The 15,778-nt window shown below is 69.7% G+C and carries 19 protein-coding genes; 5 read left to right on the forward strand and 14 right to left on the reverse strand.

Going from position 1 to position 15,778, the window contains the following annotated elements; all coding sequences use genetic code 11:
• Window position 1: 1 nt before the first annotated feature.
• Genes ACFWMR_RS22805 through ACFWMR_RS22820 form a run of 4 tightly spaced genes read right to left on the reverse strand, consistent with a single transcriptional unit; the run spans window position 2 to window position 1,626 of the window.
• Entirely contained in the window at window positions 2-130 is a 129-nt protein-coding gene (locus ACFWMR_RS22805) for a hypothetical protein (protein WP_378379804.1), read from the reverse strand.
• The gene (locus tag ACFWMR_RS22810; protein WP_378379788.1) at window positions 96-299 is read right to left on the reverse strand and encodes a transglutaminase domain-containing protein; all 204 of its coding nucleotides are present in this window, start codon (window positions 297-299) and stop codon (window positions 96-98) included. The genes ACFWMR_RS22805 and ACFWMR_RS22810 overlap by 35 nt, the downstream gene beginning before the upstream one ends.
• Entirely contained in the window at window positions 265-735 is a 471-nt protein-coding gene (locus ACFWMR_RS22815; RefSeq protein ID WP_378379789.1) for a GNAT family N-acetyltransferase, read from the reverse strand. Before ACFWMR_RS22815 ends, ACFWMR_RS22810 begins: the two co-directional genes overlap by 35 nt.
• A gap of 21 nt (window positions 736-756) precedes the next feature.
• On the reverse strand, window positions 757-1,626 hold the full coding sequence (locus tag ACFWMR_RS22820) for an aminoglycoside phosphotransferase family protein (RefSeq protein WP_378379790.1): 870 nt from the start codon (window positions 1,624-1,626) through the stop codon (window positions 757-759).
• 47 nt (window positions 1,627-1,673) lie between these two features.
• Here ACFWMR_RS22820 and ACFWMR_RS22825 point away from each other — a divergent pair, with 47 nt between their 5' ends.
• Window positions 1,674-2,195, forward strand: coding sequence for a GNAT family N-acetyltransferase (locus ACFWMR_RS22825; protein WP_378379791.1), 522 nt, complete (start codon window positions 1,674-1,676; stop codon window positions 2,193-2,195).
• On the opposite strand, the gene ACFWMR_RS22830 is transcribed toward ACFWMR_RS22825, so the two are convergent.
• Entirely contained in the window at window positions 2,196-2,621 is a 426-nt protein-coding gene (locus ACFWMR_RS22830; RefSeq protein ID WP_378379792.1) for an acyl-CoA thioesterase, read from the reverse strand. It lies immediately after the preceding gene.
• 28 nt (window positions 2,622-2,649) lie between these two features.
• Window positions 2,650-3,426, reverse strand: coding sequence for a helix-turn-helix domain-containing protein (locus tag ACFWMR_RS22835; protein ID WP_378379793.1), 777 nt, complete (start codon window positions 3,424-3,426; stop codon window positions 2,650-2,652).
• Window positions 3,427-3,502: 76 nt separating this feature from the next.
• Between ACFWMR_RS22835 and ACFWMR_RS22840 the strand changes: the two genes are divergently transcribed.
• Window positions 3,503-4,222 (forward strand): hypothetical protein, encoded by a 720-nt coding sequence (locus ACFWMR_RS22840; protein WP_378379794.1) that lies wholly within the window; start codon window positions 3,503-3,505, stop codon window positions 4,220-4,222.
• Window positions 4,223-4,316: 94 nt separating this feature from the next.
• Here the strand turns inward: ACFWMR_RS22840 and ACFWMR_RS22845 are convergent, their stop codons facing one another.
• From ACFWMR_RS22845 to ACFWMR_RS22870, 6 genes are all read right to left on the reverse strand, one after another.
• Window positions 4,317-4,535, reverse strand: a complete 219-nt coding sequence (locus tag ACFWMR_RS22845) for a DUF427 domain-containing protein (RefSeq protein ID WP_378379803.1) — start codon at window positions 4,533-4,535, stop codon at window positions 4,317-4,319.
• Window positions 4,536-4,655: 120 nt separating this feature from the next.
• Window positions 4,656-5,417 carry an HAD family acid phosphatase gene (locus ACFWMR_RS22850; protein WP_378379795.1) on the reverse strand — a complete coding sequence of 254 codons (762 nt, stop codon included), beginning with the start codon at window positions 5,415-5,417 and terminating at the stop codon, window positions 4,656-4,658.
• An 11-nt stretch (window positions 5,418-5,428) separates the two neighbouring features.
• Window positions 5,429-6,598, reverse strand: coding sequence for a class I SAM-dependent methyltransferase (locus ACFWMR_RS22855; protein WP_378379796.1), 1,170 nt, complete (start codon window positions 6,596-6,598; stop codon window positions 5,429-5,431).
• Complete coding sequence (locus ACFWMR_RS22860) at window positions 6,599-7,561, reverse strand: class I SAM-dependent methyltransferase (RefSeq protein ID WP_378379797.1); 963 nt, start codon at window positions 7,559-7,561, stop codon at window positions 6,599-6,601.
• Window positions 7,562-7,566: 5 nt separating this feature from the next.
• Window positions 7,567-8,346 carry an enoyl-CoA hydratase/isomerase family protein gene (locus ACFWMR_RS22865; RefSeq protein WP_005167845.1) on the reverse strand — a complete coding sequence of 260 codons (780 nt, stop codon included), beginning with the start codon at window positions 8,344-8,346 and terminating at the stop codon, window positions 7,567-7,569.
• A 55-nt stretch (window positions 8,347-8,401) separates the two neighbouring features.
• Window positions 8,402-9,214: an ABC transporter ATP-binding protein gene (locus tag ACFWMR_RS22870; RefSeq protein WP_093935494.1), complete on the reverse strand. Its 813-nt coding sequence runs from the start codon at window positions 9,212-9,214 to the stop codon at window positions 8,402-8,404.
• 341 nt (window positions 9,215-9,555) lie between these two features.
• Here ACFWMR_RS22870 and ACFWMR_RS22875 point away from each other — a divergent pair, with 341 nt between their 5' ends.
• Window positions 9,556-10,104 (forward strand): cysteine dioxygenase, encoded by a 549-nt coding sequence (locus ACFWMR_RS22875; RefSeq protein WP_378379798.1) that lies wholly within the window; start codon window positions 9,556-9,558, stop codon window positions 10,102-10,104.
• A complete protein-coding gene (locus ACFWMR_RS22880; protein WP_093935492.1) occupies window positions 10,101-10,496 on the forward strand; it encodes a rhodanese-like domain-containing protein in 396 nt (131 codons plus the stop codon). The genes ACFWMR_RS22875 and ACFWMR_RS22880 overlap by 4 nt, the downstream gene beginning before the upstream one ends.
• On the opposite strand, the gene ACFWMR_RS22885 is transcribed toward ACFWMR_RS22880, so the two are convergent.
• Window positions 10,493-11,326, reverse strand: a complete 834-nt coding sequence (locus ACFWMR_RS22885) for a hypothetical protein (protein WP_378379799.1) — start codon at window positions 11,324-11,326, stop codon at window positions 10,493-10,495. The two genes, ACFWMR_RS22880 and ACFWMR_RS22885, sit on opposite strands and share 4 nt — an antisense overlap.
• Window positions 11,327-11,441: 115 nt before the next feature.
• Window positions 11,442-13,982, reverse strand: a complete 2,541-nt coding sequence (gene glgP, locus ACFWMR_RS22890; protein ID WP_378379800.1) for an alpha-glucan family phosphorylase — start codon at window positions 13,980-13,982, stop codon at window positions 11,442-11,444.
• A gap of 146 nt (window positions 13,983-14,128) precedes the next feature.
• Between glgP and ACFWMR_RS22895 the strand changes: the two genes are divergently transcribed.
• Window positions 14,129-15,595, forward strand: a complete 1,467-nt coding sequence (locus ACFWMR_RS22895) for a neutral zinc metallopeptidase (RefSeq protein WP_378379801.1) — start codon at window positions 14,129-14,131, stop codon at window positions 15,593-15,595.
• Window positions 15,596-15,778: the final 183 nt, after the last annotated feature.

Genomic DNA, 15,778 nt, shown 5'->3' on the forward strand with positions numbered 1-15,778 from the left:
GTCAGCGGATCAGGCTCTCCGGCACGCGTAGATCCTGATGACCGTAAAGCGCGGTGACGTTCTCAGGATCGTCGGTGGCACACGCGCCCGCGAGCTCATCGAGCAGGGCATAGTAGTCCGCACCGGTCACAGTGGACTCGAGCGGCGATTCCGCGATAGCGCAGCAGCGCGCAACCAAGCACGGCGAAGTGCCGACAGGCCCCCACCACGCGCTTGTCCGCTTCGAGGGCGGCGGTCAACGGCGCCGGGTCCGGTGCGAGCAAGCTAGTCCAGCGCCAACTCACCGACCATCTGATCACCGCTCGTCTCTCCAGTCGGGACGAAACCGAGCCTCAGATAGAACCCTTCAGGCCCGTCCGCGCCCGGATGCCAGGTGGTGGTCATGCGGCTACCGCCCCTACGCCGGATCTCGGCGGCCACAGCCTCGACCGCGAAGCGGCCGCAGCCACGGCCCTGCTCGCCGGCCGCGATGTTGAGCCGCCAGAGACCCGAACGGAGATCGGTGCCCGTTCCGTCACCTGCGAAGTCGATGTCGAGGAAGGCCATGAGGAAACCGACCGGCCGGTCACCGTCGAGAATGAGCCGGGGCCAGGCCGTGCCGGGGTACACGTATGCCTCGGCGAGCGACTTCACGACCGGCGCGACCAGATGGTTCTGGTCAGGACGAACCCGCACACCGATCGCGTCATCGAAGTTGGCCGCGGTGACCTCGGCCAGCCGGAACGTCCTCGTCATGCCGCAACCGTAAGCAGCGCATCAAGTGATTTCCCGGAGCACCGTCCGGATCACGTGCCGTGCGTTGCCGGCCATCGCCGGGTTCGTGTTCCGGTAGTACGGCAACGCGATCAGGGCCTGCGAAAGCGTCCGCGCGCGGCCTCGGCTCCAGGTGGCTTCGTCCACCTTCAGCGCTTCCCGGAAGACTTCTCTCGCTTCGTCGGACAGCAGGTTCCACGCCGGGAACAGATCGCAGGCCGGATCACCCGCTCCCATACAGCCGAAGTCGATCACCGCGGAAAGCCTTTCGCCGTCCACCAGCAGGTTTCCCGGCATCAGATCGGCGTGCAGCCATACCCGCGCGTCGTCACTGTCTGCGGCTCGCAACGTGTTCTCCCAGAGCCGAAGGACAGCGTCGCAGTCGACGTTCTCCTCCGGGATGGCGCGCAGGCTCTCGATCGCCGACCGGGTGGCCGTGTCCAGCGCCGGGAGCGGCCCGCCGCGGTACGCCCTCGGCGCTCCTGCCAGAGGGATGCTCCGCATCGCCAGCACGAACTCGGCCAGATCTTCGGCCAACGGCGAAGGGCCGTCCGGCCGCGGATTCTCGCCCGGCAGCCAGCGATAGACCGACCACGGCCACGGGTAGCCCTCGCCCGGTTGCCCCGCCCCGAGCGACTCCGGGATGCGCGTGGGCAACCGGGGCGCGATGCGGGGCAGCCACGTCCGCTCCAGCACCACGTCCTCCGCGCCGCTTTCCGTCAGCGGCAACCGCACGACCAGGTCGTCGCCCAGCCGGAACATAGCGTTGACCGTGCCCCCGGACGGCCATCGTTCGACCGGCGCCCCATCCCACCGAGGAAACTGCGCGGCGATCAACTTCCGTACGAGGTTCTCGTCGATGACATCCCCCATGACAGATATCCAACCACCACGGCCCGGCCACGAGGCATTATCGAGCCATGCCGATCATCGCCGGCCCCGAGCCGCTCACCCCGGACGCCACCATCCGCCCGGCCCGCCCCGGCGAGGAGGACGCGGTGCTCGACCTCCTCGCCGAAGCCGCCGCGTGGCTGACCGGACGCGGAATCCGTCAATGGCCGCGACGTTTTCCCCGGGAATCGGTGAATCGCCAGATCGCACTGGGCGAAGCGCTGCTGATCACCAGGCACGACAAGCCGATCGCGACTTGCGTGGTCACCAAAGCGGAGCCGGACCTCTGGGGCGAAAACACGGAACCGGCCTACTACCTGGGACGCCTCGCGGTGGCGCGGGAAGCGGCCGGAGCCGGGCTCGGGGTCCGGATCATCGACTGGGCCGGGGAGCGGGCGGCGGCGCGGGGCAAATCCTTCGTCCGGGTGGCGACCACGCGCGACAACCCCGCCTTGCGCGCGCTCTACGTACGCGCGGGATTCGAGCACGTGGCGGATCCGCCCGAGCTGACTTGGCCGACCAGCCTTTACCAGCGGAGAACTGGCGGGTGATCACGTCAGGCCGAGGATCTCCGGCCGCGCCGCGTACTTCCGCCAGTGCAGCGCGGGATCCTGGACCAGGCGGCGGCGTTCGAGATCCAGCAGCCCGGAGAGGCTTTCGACTTCGGCCACCACGGTGCCGTCCGGTGTGACGAACTCCTGGACCACCAGCGAGATCTTGCCCGGTTCCCAGACGAACCGGGTCAGGACGTCGATCCGCGCGCGGGCCCGGAGTTCCCGGCGGAACCGGATGGTCGTTTCGAGGTTGACCGGACCGAGATTCGCGGCCTTGAGCGCCAGCGGGTCCACCCCGGCCGCCCAGACGCTTTCCCAGCGCGCGTGATCGGCGTACGCGAGATAGGCGGGGCCGCGTACGTGCCCATTGATGTCGAGATCGTCGGTCCGGATGTCGATGGTGACGCGGAAAGGTTCGGGCACTTCCCGATCTTCGCCTCGGCGGCCCGGCTCAGTCTGGAACGTTTCGGCCAGTCCACGATCGCACGAGGGCGCCGGGCGACGAGTCCGACAGCCGACGGCATTCGCGCCCGAGGTGGGACTGGTCCGCGTAGCCCACTTCGGCGGCGACGTCGGCGAGTGACGAACGGTCCCGTGCGACGGCCTCGACCCGGTTGAGGAACCGGCGGAACCGCAGCACCCGTTGCAATTCCTTGGGACCGACGCCGATTTCGTGCCGCACGTGCCGCCGAAGGCCACGCTCGCTCACGCCCAGCGCCGCCGCCACCCGATCGGCGCGGGCACCCGGCGAACGCAGCGCGCGAGCGGCCGCGATCGAGAGACCGTCCAGCTCGACGTCCCGCAGCCTTTCGGCGACCAGCTCCTCCAGCACCGACCGCGCCTCGCCCGGTGCCTCGCACTCGGCCAGCCTGGCTTCGGCGCGACGGGCCCTTCCCGCCCACAGGTCGCGCAGCGGAGTGGCCTCCGCCGTCAGGTCCGTCATCGGCAGCCCCAGCATCGCGCCGCCGACACCGCACCTCAGACGAAGCCCGACGGTCCACTCCGCCGACGGCAGCTCGTGTCTCAGCACGCCGCGCACCGTGGTGACCGCGGCGAGCCCTCGCCCGTCCCAGACGAGGTCCACACAACCGTCCGGGAACACCCGCAGCGGACGACGGCACCCCACCCAGCCCGTCCAGGCGCTCTCGACCACGCCGGCCACCTCCGCGACCGGCGTGCTTTCGCGGTACACCGAACGGCCCGAACGGCGGCGCAGCGGAACACCCACGCCCGGCAGTATGCCCCCGCCCACCGACAAGAACGACAAGATGCGCGTCACTTGATCTTCCTGAAGACTTGCCGTCGTGCTGCGGCCGGTGCTCGACCCGTCCCCCGCCGAGTGGATCTCCCCCAGGCTCGGCGGGGCGTTCGGCGCTGCTTGCCGCACCGTCCCACGTGGTTACGCCGCCTACGCCCGGCTCTGCCACCCCGCCGAACGCGACCGCGGCGGCTGGGCGAGCTGGCGCGACGCCGCGGCCGAAACGGGACGGCGCGCCCACGGCGCCATGCAGTGGCACACGCTCGTCGGCTCCCCGGATCCGGTGAACCTCACCGGATCGCTCTGGCGGGGTTCACCGCCGGGACGCGGCACGCTGCCGTCGCACAGCCTCATCGCCCTGCTGGCCGTCCTGGGCGACCACACTTCCGCCTCGGACGCCTGGTTCTGCCTCTGGGAGGGCTACGGCTGGGCCGACGAGAAGACGTTGTCCCGCGAGCACCTCGACGCGCCGCGCCTGCGGCATCCCGGCCGCGACTACCTGCTGTTCACCGGGCCGCTGGCCTCGGCGACGGAACTCGGCTGGCGGCCGCGGCCGAGCTGGTTCGAGGCGCAGTCGCCCAACCTGTTCTGGCCGGACGACCGCGCGTGGTGCGTGGCCACCGAGGTCGACTTCGATTCGACGCTGGTCGCGGGCGAAGAGGCCCTGATCGACGCGCTCCTCGACACTCCCGGCCTCGACGCCTGGCGAATCGAGCCCGACACCTCTCTCGCCGCCGACGGAGACCGGATCAATCACCTCGTGTGACCGCGCTCCGGAAGAGCTCCCCCGTGCAATGAAGGGGCCTTTCATAGCAAATTTTGCTATGAAAGGCCCCTTCATTGCACGCGCGAGGCGGCGGTCAGCGCTCTTCGATCGCGTCCACCTTCGTCGGGTAGAACGCGACGTGGTCCTTGATCTCGGCAACAGCGTCGTGCGGCGCCTCGTAGGTCCAGACGGCGTTTTCGGCGACGCCGTCGCCGGTGCGGATGCTGTAGTACGACGCGTCGCCCTTGAACGGGCAATACGTCGAGTGTTCCGTCCGCTCCAACACGCCGAAGTCGACGTCGGCACGCGGGATGTACTACGCCGGCGGGTGGCTCGCGCTGGGCTTCAGCACCTTCTTGTCAGGCATGGATCAGCTCCCTCGGGGGTTTCTCCGCTACCCGTCACAGCGACGCGGCCCGCGCGGATATTCCCCTCAGGGCAGGTAGTACATCGGGTTCGGCAGCTTCACCGGGAACTCGGCGTAACCGCCTTCGAGGTCGCTGAACTGGTCGCCGAAGTTGGCCACGATGGTCGCGCCGGTCGAGGCGATGTGCTTCCGCGTGCCCGACTTGTACTGGACGGTGGTGCAGGTCAGGCCGCACGGCAGGTAGTCCGGCGCGGTGGTCTTCGGCTTGAAGAACGCCCCCGCCGGCGCCGGGTAGCCCTCGTTCGCGAGGTTCTTGAGCGACTGCGGGCCCTGGAACTCGTTGCGGCCGGTCAGGAAGTAGATCTTCACGCCGCGCTGCGCCGCCCAGTTCGCCAGTTCGAGCACCGGCTTGTTCGCGACGAACGTGCCCTTGTCGATCGCTTCCTGCTGCTTCACCGGGTCGAAACCGAAGTCGTTGTCGACCTCCCAGCCATAAGTGACTTCGGCGGTGTCGTCGACGTCGAACACGACGGCGGGGTTCTTCACGCCGCGATCCAGCCTCCGCTGCAGATAGCGCTTGGCGTCGGCGACCTGGCGTTTGGTGTCGGAGACGAACCGGCTGCCGTCCGAGTACTGGTGCTTGCCGTCGACGACGACGTCGCCGTAGTAGGCCTTCACGTCGAGCTTGACCTGGCCGATGTTGGCGGGCTCGTGCCCGCGCCGCCAGGCCGCGTCGTCCTGGTTCGCGATGGCGGTGGCACCGCCCGCGAGGACGGCTCCGGCGGCCGCCGCGGCGGCCAGTTTCAGCAGACCGGTGAACCGGCTCATGGAAGTGCTCCTCACGTCAGCTGTGCGCGGCAAAGGAACGCTACTCCAGAACGGCCGATTCTGGTCAGAACCAAAGTAGCTTCTTCACCACCGCGAGGTTTCAGCTTGCGCCGCAAGGCATCCGGGTCTATGTCGAGACCGCGGACCAGGATCTCCAGCCGACCGATATCGTGTTTTTTCAGCAGTACACGAAGATTCTTCTCACTGTACGGTCCGTACTCGAACACCCGGAACGCCCGGATTCCCGGAGGCGGTACGTCCCCGGTCAGATACGCGATACGTTCGTCGAGCTGCCACAAGCCATGCCGCGCCGCGTAATGCCGCACGAGCCCGGCCCGGACGACGGCGCCGTCGGGGTCGACGATCCATTCCCCCGGCTCACGCGAGGGAATCTCGTCGGGATCGGCGTCGGTGATCGTCCACTGTGCACCGTCCGAACGCAACACCGTCGCGCGGCGGGAAACCGTCGAGCCCACCCCGCGCCACAGGCACGCCTCGCGGACCTGACCGTCCAAAGAGACCAGTTCGACCTCGTCCGCCCAGGGCGCGATGGAGAAATCCAGGCCCGGCGCGCATTTGACCGAAAGCTCGCGGCCCGCGTACGCCTCGACAAGGCCGTCCAGCGGCGGCAGGAAATCGGCGGGCTTCCACGCCCGGCGCCCGGCGGAGTCGCGGCGGGCGGGATCGGCGACGACGACCGAAGACCGGCTGACCGGCCGCAACGCGTCGGCACGCGCCAGAACCGGCGAAACCCCGGCCTCGGAAGCGTTGTGACGCGCCATCGCCAGGCGGACCTCGTCCAGATCCGAGCCCATCGCCCGGGAAGCGACCCGGGCGATCTCGATCAGGTCCGCGCCGACGGAACACGTCACGTCGTGGACGTCGCGGCCCGCCAGTCGCGACGCCCGGTGCCGGGCGACGAGGGTGGCGCTGGCCTGCTGGAGGGCGTCGCCGGTGAACAGCCACGAGTCCGCGGAGTCCAGTTTTGCCGACGACTTCCGCCGCAGCACCACCGTTTCCAGTACCGCGGCCGCGTGCTCCGGGGCGATCCGGCGGACGGCGGCGACGTCGGCGATGCGGGTCTTGTCGGTCAGCGGCAGGGACGAGCATTCGGCGAGCGCCGCGCTTCCCGCGCCGGAGCGCAGGAAGGCGACGTCGTCGAGGGTGAACGCGTAAGGCACCTAGGAACGCTTGGTGCCGGTGATCATCACGTTGTAGAACAGTTCGCGCGGCAGCACCTTCGCGAGCAGCTTCTTGTCCAAAGCGGACAGTCGCAGCCACAGCCGGTACGCGAACAGACGCCAGCGCAGGGTCAGTTTCTCCTGCGGCACGGCGGCTTCGAAGGTCCGGATCGGCCAGCCCGCGAGCGCGGCGGCGAACTCCTCGGTGACCGCGCGGACGTCCTGTGCGCCCGCGCCGCGGGCCATCGACTCGAGGTCGGACGGGTCGAAGGTGTGGATGTCGACCACGGCCTCCAGCGCGGCCGCGCGGGAGGACTCGTCGAGTTCCTCCTGCGGACGGCGCCAGCTGTTCAGCACCGGGATCTTGGTCAGGTTCGTGGTGAGGTACCACGTGATCTGGCCGAGCTTGCGCGCGTAGAAGTCGCCCACCTTCGTCGGCTCGCCCGCGAAGACGAACCGGCCGCCCGGCTTCAGCACCCGCAGCACCTCGGCGAACGCCGCGCGGACGTCCGGGATGTGGTGCAGCACCGCGTGCCCGACGACGAGGTCGAAACTGTTGTCCTCGTAAGGGATCCGCTCCGCGTCGGCGACCCGGCCGTCGACGTCGAGGCCGAGGTTCTCGGCGTTGCGCAGCGCGACCTGGACCATGCCGGGCGAGAGGTCGGTGACCGACCCCTTCTTGATCACCCCGCCCTGCATCAGGTTCAGCAGGAAGAAACCGGTGCCGCTGCCCAGTTCCATCGCGGTCGGGTACGGCTGGCCGTCTTCACCGGCGACAGCGTTGAAAACGTCCGTCGCGTAGGTGATGCAGCGCTCGTCGTAGGAGATGGACCACTTCTCGTCGTAGGTCCCGGCTTCCCAGTCGTGGTAGAGCACGTTGGCGAGCTTGGGGTCGTCGAAGGCGGCCTTGACCTCTTCGGCGGTGGCGTGGGGGTTCGGCGCCGGGTCGTTCACCTGGGTCATCGTGCTTACTTCCCCTCGAAGGTGGCCTTGCCAGGGCCGTTTTCGATGAACGACTTCATGCCGTTGCGCTGGTCCTCGGTCGCCCACAGCGCGGCGAAGAGGTGGGATTCGAGCTTGAGACCGCTCGCGAGGTCGGTGTCGAGACCGCCGTCGATGGCGGCCTTCGCGGCACGAAGTGCGACAGCCGGGCCGTTCGCGAACTGCGAGGCCCACTTGTGCGCGGCGGCGTAGACGTCGTCCGGCGCCACGACCTCGTCGAGGATGCCCAGCGCCAGCGCCTCTTCGGCCTTCACGAAGCGGCCGGTGAACACGAGGTCCTTGGTCTTGCTCGGGCCGATGAGCCGCGCGAGGCGCTGCGTGCCACCGGCGCCGGGGATGACGCCGAGCTGGATCTCCGGCTGGCCGACCTTGACGTTGTCGCCGGCGATCCGGCGGTCCGCGGTCAGCGCGAGTTCGAGCCCGCCGCCCAGCGCGTAGCCGGTGATGGCCGCGACGACCGGCTTCGGGATGTTCGCGATGGTGGCCAGCGACGCCGTCAGCGCCGCGCCGAACTTCGCGATCTCGGGGTAGGTGCGCTCGGCCATCTCCTTGATGTCCGCGCCGCCCGCGAAGGTCTTCTCGCCGCCGTAGAGGATCACCGCGCGCACGTCGTCGCGCTCGGACGCCTCACGGGCCGCTTCGGCCAGCTCGGCCTGCACCTGGTTGTTCAGCGCGTTGACCGGCGGGCGGTCCAGCCGGATCGTCCCGACCCCGCCTTCGACCTCGAGACTTACGAACTCTCCCACGCCGTCCTCCTTAACCGTCCAAGACAGATTGCAGGCTACCGGTCAGTACGACCCGTCAGCGGCGACGGGCGAAGAAGCGATCACCGGACCGTTCGAGCAGGAGATCCTGGTCGAACGTCTTGGACAGGTTTTCGCTGGTCACGACGTCGTCGACGAGACCGGACGCGACCGCGCGGCCGTCACGCAGCAGCAGCGCGTGGGTGAATCCCGGCGGGATTTCTTCCACGTGATGGGTGACGAGCACCATGGCCGGGGCCTCGGGATCGAGGGCCAGCTCGGACAGGCGGGCGACGAGGTCCTCGCGGCCGCCGAGGTCGAGGCCGGCGGCGGGCTCGTCGAGCAGCAGCATCTCCGGGTCGGTCATCAGCGAACGCGCGATCAGCGTCCGCTTGCGCTCGCCCTCCGACAGCGTGCCGAAGGTGCGTTCGGCCAGGTGCGGGATGCCGAGCGCGGCCAGCAGCTCGCGGGCGCGGTCGGTGTCGAGGCTGTCGTATTCCTCACGCCAGCGGCCGACGACGGCGTACCCGGCGCTCACCACGACGTCGAGGACGCGTTCCTCGGCGGGCACCCGCTGGGCGATCGCGGCCGAGGTGAACCCGATCCGCGGGCGCAGCTCGAAGATGTTGACCTTGCCGATCCGGTCGCCGAGCAGGTCGACCGTTCCCGAGGTCGGGTGGAGTTCGGCCGCGGCCAGCCGGAGCAGGGTGGTCTTGCCCGCGCCGTTCGGGCCGAGCACCACCCAGCGCTCGTCCAGTTCCACGGTCCAGTCGAGGTCGGCGAGGAGGTCGTTGCCTGTTCGGCGGACCCCGACACCGGTCATCCTCACCACGAGGTCGTCAAGTTCGCTGGGCTGGATCGGCTCGCTCACGCGCCCATTGTGTCCGGACACGCGCGCGCGTGTGCACCGGGCCGCCGGTCGGCGGAAAGCGGCAGGTCCAGGGAGTGAGACAGAGCTCTCCGGAGTAACCGCCGCGGTGGCGCCTGTGGCAACATCGAAGACGTGATCAGGTCCGTGGCCGCCGCCTTCCCCGTCATCGGGGGCTCTTTCTGGCGCCGTCGCACCATCGACCTGCTCCTCGTCGCCTCGTCCGGGTGTACCACCGCGCGACACGGCTGATTTCCCGCTCTTGCCCGGCACCCCGAGTGCCGGGAAGACCCGTGTCGCGCCGCGTTCGGCCCTGCCCGCGAACCTTCACGAGGAGCCTCACCGTGACCACGTCCGTCTCGTCCCGCCAGGACTTCGAGATCCACCCGCAGCTGACCGATCCGCTGCTGCCCGAGCTGCTGCACCCCGAGCGCCTGCTCTGGACACCCCGGGAGCTGGCCGATCTGACCTCCACCGTCACCACCGAACTGACCGGGGGCCTGCGCGGCCTGCTGCGGTTCGACGAGGAGCGCCGATGGTGGGCGCGGCTCGCGCTGACCGACGGCGTCGAACTGTGGCTGCTGTCCTGGCTGCCCGGCCAGCAGACCAAACCGCACGACCACGGCGGCGCGTCCGGCTCGTTCACCGTGCTCCAGGGTGAGCTCGGCGAGGAGTACCGCTACCCGGGCGGCCCGATCCGGCGTCGCACGCACGTCGCCGGCGAGGGCATCGGCTTCGGCGCGGGGCGCGCGCACCAGGTGACCGGCATCGGCACCGAGCCGGCCGCCAGCGTCCACGCCTACTCGCCGCCGCTGGTCGCGACCCGTGAATACGGCACGCTCGCCGAAGTTCCCGCCGAGATCCCCTCGCTGGCCCCGATACTGGGCGCATGAGCGCGATCGACGACCTGCTGGCCGCCGCCCGGTCCGGACTGAACCGGGCGGAGCCCGAGCAGGCACAACGGCTGCAGCGTGACGGCGCCCTGATCGTGGACATCCGCCCGCACGTCAACCGGCTCGAAGAGGGTGAGATCCCGGGTTCGGTGGTCGTCGAGCGGATCCACCTCGAGTGGCGGCTCGCGCCGGACAGCGAATGGCGGCTGCCGGAGGTGAAACCGGACTCGACGGTGATCGTCGTGTGCAACGAGGGGTACTCGTCGAGCCTGGCCGCCGCCGATCTGCGGCGGCTCGGGCTGCCGGGCGCCACCGATCTCGAAGGCGGGTTCCGCGCCTGGCGTTCGGCGGGCTTGCCGGTCCGAGAGGGCGGCACCCCCGCGGTTCCCTAGCGGCGGACCGCCAGCCGGGCGATCGAGTCCGGCGAGAGCGGGAGCGCCGCGTGGATCCCGGCGCCCCGCGACGGCCTGGGGTTGACCAGGACGCCCGTCGCCACCTCACGCCTGGCGGCCGCGAGTACGACCTCGCGGCCTGTCCGGGGACGGATCCGCGCCCAGCCGGCGCCGGTGAGCGCGCGGTACTCGGCCAGCAGGCGCTCGTCGGTGAAGACGCAGAGCCAGTCGCCGTGCGCGCCGAGCCGGGCCGGGACCGGCGCGCCTGCCTCGTCCGCGGGGCCCCACACCGTGCCGTCGAGGAACATCCGCATGACCGAGGGAACGGGATCGCGCAGACCGCCGTCGGTCTCCTCCCGCTCCGGGCGGACGTTCCCGGCGATCCACCGCGACGCGAGCCTGAAGTCCTCTCCGGTGAGGTCTTCCTGAAAACCGTCCAAGCTGTTCTTGACGGTCCCCAGGAAGTCGTAGAACCGGCGGGTGCAGGTCCGCTCGGAGACCGCCACCCGGCCGCGCCCGACCATGGTCCTGATCCGGCCGACCATGCCCGCGCCGCCGTTCACCGGATCCACGCCGAGGTTGTAGGCGGTCCAGACGATCTCGGGCATGAGCGGATCGGCGAACCGTTCGAGCACGCGGTTCAGCCGTAAAAGCACGATCTCGCGCACCCGGCCGGGTTCGGCGTCGTCGGCGACTCCCCAGATCGCCCGCAGTTCCGGCCCCAGCGCGCGGCGCAACCCGTCCTGCTGGATCCCGGCCCGGGCGTGAATGTGGTGCAGCCGGTCCTTGGCCCTGCGCGATGTTTTCGTTTCCTTCGCCGAAGCCACCATTCCTCCGCGATTCAGGATCGGCCCGGCAAAGTGTATTTCACCTGCCTGTTCCGCATTGTTCGGCGGAAATCGAGAATCGGCGGTTTCTTTTGTTCGGTACCGGCTTGACGAAGGCTTACGCGTGGACGACCCGGGCGAGTTCGGCCGGTGTGGCGAGCAGGCGGTGTTTCGGCAGCACCCGGACGGTGTAGCCGATCGAGCCCGGATGCGGCAGTTTCAGCCGCGCGGCGAACGCGCCGATCCCGTCACCGGACATCGGCACGGTGAGCGGCTCGGTCAGCTCGTCCCCGTCGCCCACCTTCCCGACGACGGCCTGAACGTCCACTTCGGACGGTTCGAGGCCGGCGAGGTCGATCCGGGCCCGGATGGTCACCTCGGTCCCGGTGACCAGCGGGGCGGCGTCCTCGACGAGCAGTTCGGTGTCGAAGATCCGCACCCGCGGCCAGGAGACGTCGAGTTTGGTCCGGTAGTCGGCCAGCGAAAGCGCGCCGCGATACCCGTCACCCGTCGCCTCCGCGACCATCCGCGAGGCGGGCAGGTAACCGGACTCGACGTACTCCCGCACCATCCGCGCGGCCTGCACGCGCGGCCCGAGCGTCTCCAGCGTGTGCCACACCATCGACAGCCAGCCGCCGGGCACACCGCCGGCGTCGCGGTCGTAGAACAGCGGCGCGATCTGGTGGCCCAGCAGGTCGTAGAGCGCCGCTGCTTCCAGCTCGTCCCGGCGCAGCGGGTCGGTGACGCCGTCCGCGGTCGGGATCGCCCAGCCGTTGCTGCCGTCGTAGCACTCGTCCCACCAGCCGTCGCGGATGGACAGGTTGAGGCCGCCGTTGAGCGCGGACTTCATCCCCGAGGTCCCGCACGCCTCCAGTTGCCGCACCGGCGTGTTCAGCCAGACGTCGCAGCCGCGGTAGAGGTAGCGCGCCATGGACATGTCGTAGTCCGGCAGGAAGACGATGCGGCGCCGCACCTCGGGGTCGTCGACGAACCGGACGATCTGCTGGATGAGCTGCTTGCCGCCCTCGTCGGCCGGATGCGACTTGCCCGCGACGACGAGCTGGATCGGCCGCCGCTCGTCGAGCAGCAGCGCGCGCAGGCGCTCCGGGTCGCGCAGCATCAGTGTCAGCCGTTTGTACGTCGGCACGCGGCGCGCGAAACCGACGGTCAGCACGTCCGGGTCGAAGACCGTGTCGGTCCACCCGAGTTCGAGCGCGGACGCGCCGCGCTGCATCCACGCGGCCCGCACCCGGCGCCGCACCTCGGCGACCAGTTTCTCCCGCAGTTCACGCCGCAGCGCCCACAGCTGCTCGTCGCTGACGCCGTCCCGCAGCGGCTTCCCCTGCGCGCCGTCGAGACCGAGTTCCTCGTGGTTGCGCCCGAGCAGCGCGCTCAGTTCGCGCGCCACCCACGTCGGGCCGTGGACGCCGTTGGTGACCGACGAGACGGGCACCTCGTCGAAGTCGAACCCCGGCCACAGCCGGGAGAACATCCTCCGCGACACCCGGCCGTGCAGCGCCGAGACGCCGTTCGCGCGCTGGGCGAGCCGCAAACCCATGTGCGCCATGTTGAACAGGCCGGGGTTGTCCTCCGCGCCGAGCGCGAGCACGCGGCGCGGGTCGACGTCCGGGACCAGCCTGCCGTCGGTGAAGTACCGCTGGACGAGGTCGACGGGGAACCGGTCGATCCCCGCGCTGACCGGCGTGTGCGTGGTGAACACGGTGCCGGCGCGGACGGCGGGCAGCGCCTCGTCGAACGCCAGCCCGTCGGTCTGGATGATCTCGCGGGCGCGTTCCAGCCCGAGGAACCCGGCGTGACCTTCGTTGGTGTGGAACACCTTCGGCTGCGGATGCCCGGTCAGCTCGCAGTACCGCCGCACGGCGCGGAAACCGCCGATCCCGGACAGGATCTCCTGCCGGATGCGGTGGTCCGCGTCGCCGCCGTAGAGCCTGTCGGTGACAGCGCGCAGATCCTCGTCGTTGGCTTCGGTGTCGGTGTCGAGCAGCAGCAGCGGGATCCGGCCGACGCGGGCCTTCCAGATCTGCGCGTGCAGGGTCCGCCCGGCGGGCATGGCGACGTCGACCACCACCGGTTCGCCGCCGTCGGTCAGCAGCTCCAGCGGGAAGGCGTTGGGGTCGATCACCGGGTAGTGCTCGACCTGCCAGCCGTCGAGCGACAGCGCCTGCCGGAAGTACCCGGCGCGGTAGAGCAGCCCGACGCCGATCATCGGCACGCCGAGGTCCGACGCGGCCTTGAGGTGGTCCCCGGCGAGCACGCCGAGGCCGCCGGAGTAGTTCGGCAGCGCTTCGGTGACGCCGAACTCCATCGAGAAGTACGCGACGGCCGGCGGGAGATCGGCGTCTTCCTGCTTCTGGTACCAGCGCGGCTCGGCGAGATACCGGTCCAGGTCGGCGACCGCTTCGCGCGCGTGGGCGAGGAAGGCTTCGTCGACGGCCAGCTCGTCGAGCCTGGCAGGCGGCAGGGCGGTGAGCATCCGCAGCGGATCGCGGACCCGGTTGAACAGCTCCGCGTCCATCGACGCGAACAGGTCGCGGGTGGGCGGATGCCAGGTCCAGCGCAGATTCGTGGCGAGGTCACCGAGGCCGGAGAGCGACTCCGGCAGGCTCGCGCGGACGGTGAACCGGCGGACTGCTCTCATGAGGAGCGACCATATCGGGACCGCCCCCACCCCGCTCAAGACCCACTTCGGGGATTACCTGCACGCGGGCCATAAGCGCTGGGTAGGGTCCCTGCTTGCCGGTGTACGCGCGGCCCGGTCGGGGCCCTGACGACAAGCGAGTGAAGATGATCCAAGGGGGATTGCGGGGCTTTCGCCGCCCGGCTCTGATCGCGATCGTGGCGGTGATGGCTCTCGGGCTCGGCGCCTGCAACGACAAGGGCGGCACCGCCGGGGGCCGGCAGGGCAGCCAGCCGGGAGCCGGTGACATCGCCGGTCTGCCGGTCACCCACTTCGAGAGCGGGCTGAAGCCGGACGCCCCCAAGCCGGACCTGCAGGTCCGCAACGAGGACGGCTCCGAAGACGACCAGCTCGCCATCGCCGCGATCGCCGACGCGCAGACCTACTGGACCGAGGTCATGCCGCGCGACTTCGGCCAGCAGTACGAGCCGCTGAAGTCGCTGCTGTCCTACAGCGCGCGCTCCGACGACGAAGACACCAAGTGCGGCAGCGTCAAGGGCCTGGTCAACGCCTTCTACTGCCCGCCGGACGACTCGGTGGCGTGGGACCGCGGCGTGCTGCTGCCGATGCTGCGCGAGCGCTTCGGGAAGATGGCGAGCGCCGTCGTGCTCGCGCACGAACTCGGGCACGCCGTGCAGTACCGGCTCGGCGAGAAGGCCAACATCAAGAAGAACACCCCGTCGATCGTCAAGGAGCAGCAGGCCGACTGCTTCGCCGGCGGCTACTTCCGCTGGGTCGCCGAGGAGAAGAGCAAGTTCTACCGGCTCTCCACCTCCGAGGGCCTGAACCAGGTCATGGCGTCGCTGTTCCTGATCCGCGACCAGGCGGGCACCAGCGCGACGAAGCAGGGCGCGCACGGCACCGCGTTCGACCGCACGTACGCGTTTCAGGTCGGGTTCGAGAAGGGCCCGAAGGAATGCGCCGCGATGAACGAGGAGAACATCAAGGCGCGCATCACCGAGCGCCCGTTCGACAAGGGTGACAAGGGCAAGGGCGACTCGAAGCTCGACGCGGAGATCATCGGGATCCTGAAGAAGAGCCTCGACGACGCCTTCAAGGGCGCCGGTGTCCCGGGCCCGGAGATCACCGAGGACGGCAACGGCAGCTGCTCCGGCGGCCCCAGCACCCCGCCCGCGTCGTACTGCCCGTCGAACAACACGGTCAGCATCGACATGGCCAAACTGCGCGAACTCGCCCAGCCGGTCGACCAGGAAGCCGAGTGGAAGAGCGGGCACAGCGAGGGCAAGGGCGACTTCGCCGCGTTCTCCGAAATCGCGTCCCGCTACGCGATGGGCATCCAGAAGGGTGTCGGCGCGTCGATCGACAACGCGAACGCGGGACTGCGCACCGCCTGCCTGGTCGGTGCGTGGGCGAAGGCCAGCTCGGTGCCCGGCGCGACGCTGCGGCTTTCCGCCGGTGACCTCGACGAGGCCATTTCGGACCTGCTGAGCCCGGAGAGCCTGGTCTCGGCCGACGTCAACGGCAAGCGCGTGGACAACGGTTTCGAGCGGATCGAGGCACTGCGAAAGGGCTACCTGGAGAGCTCGTCGGTGTGCTCGACCCAGTACGGCTGATCGGCCCGGTCACTGCTCCCTGAAGTGCTATGAAAGGGGCGTTCAGGACACTTTTCGTCCTGAACGCCCCTTTCATGACACTCGGCGGGCCGGGCGCAAGGGGTCGTGTCGTTGGGGCGTGCGCCGAATGTGGCATTGGGGACATTGAGTGTCCCCAATGCCACATTCGGGGCACCCGGGATC

Source organism: Amycolatopsis thailandensis (assembly GCF_042723255.1).
GTDB lineage: Bacteria > Actinomycetota > Actinomycetes > Mycobacteriales > Pseudonocardiaceae > Amycolatopsis > Amycolatopsis thailandensis.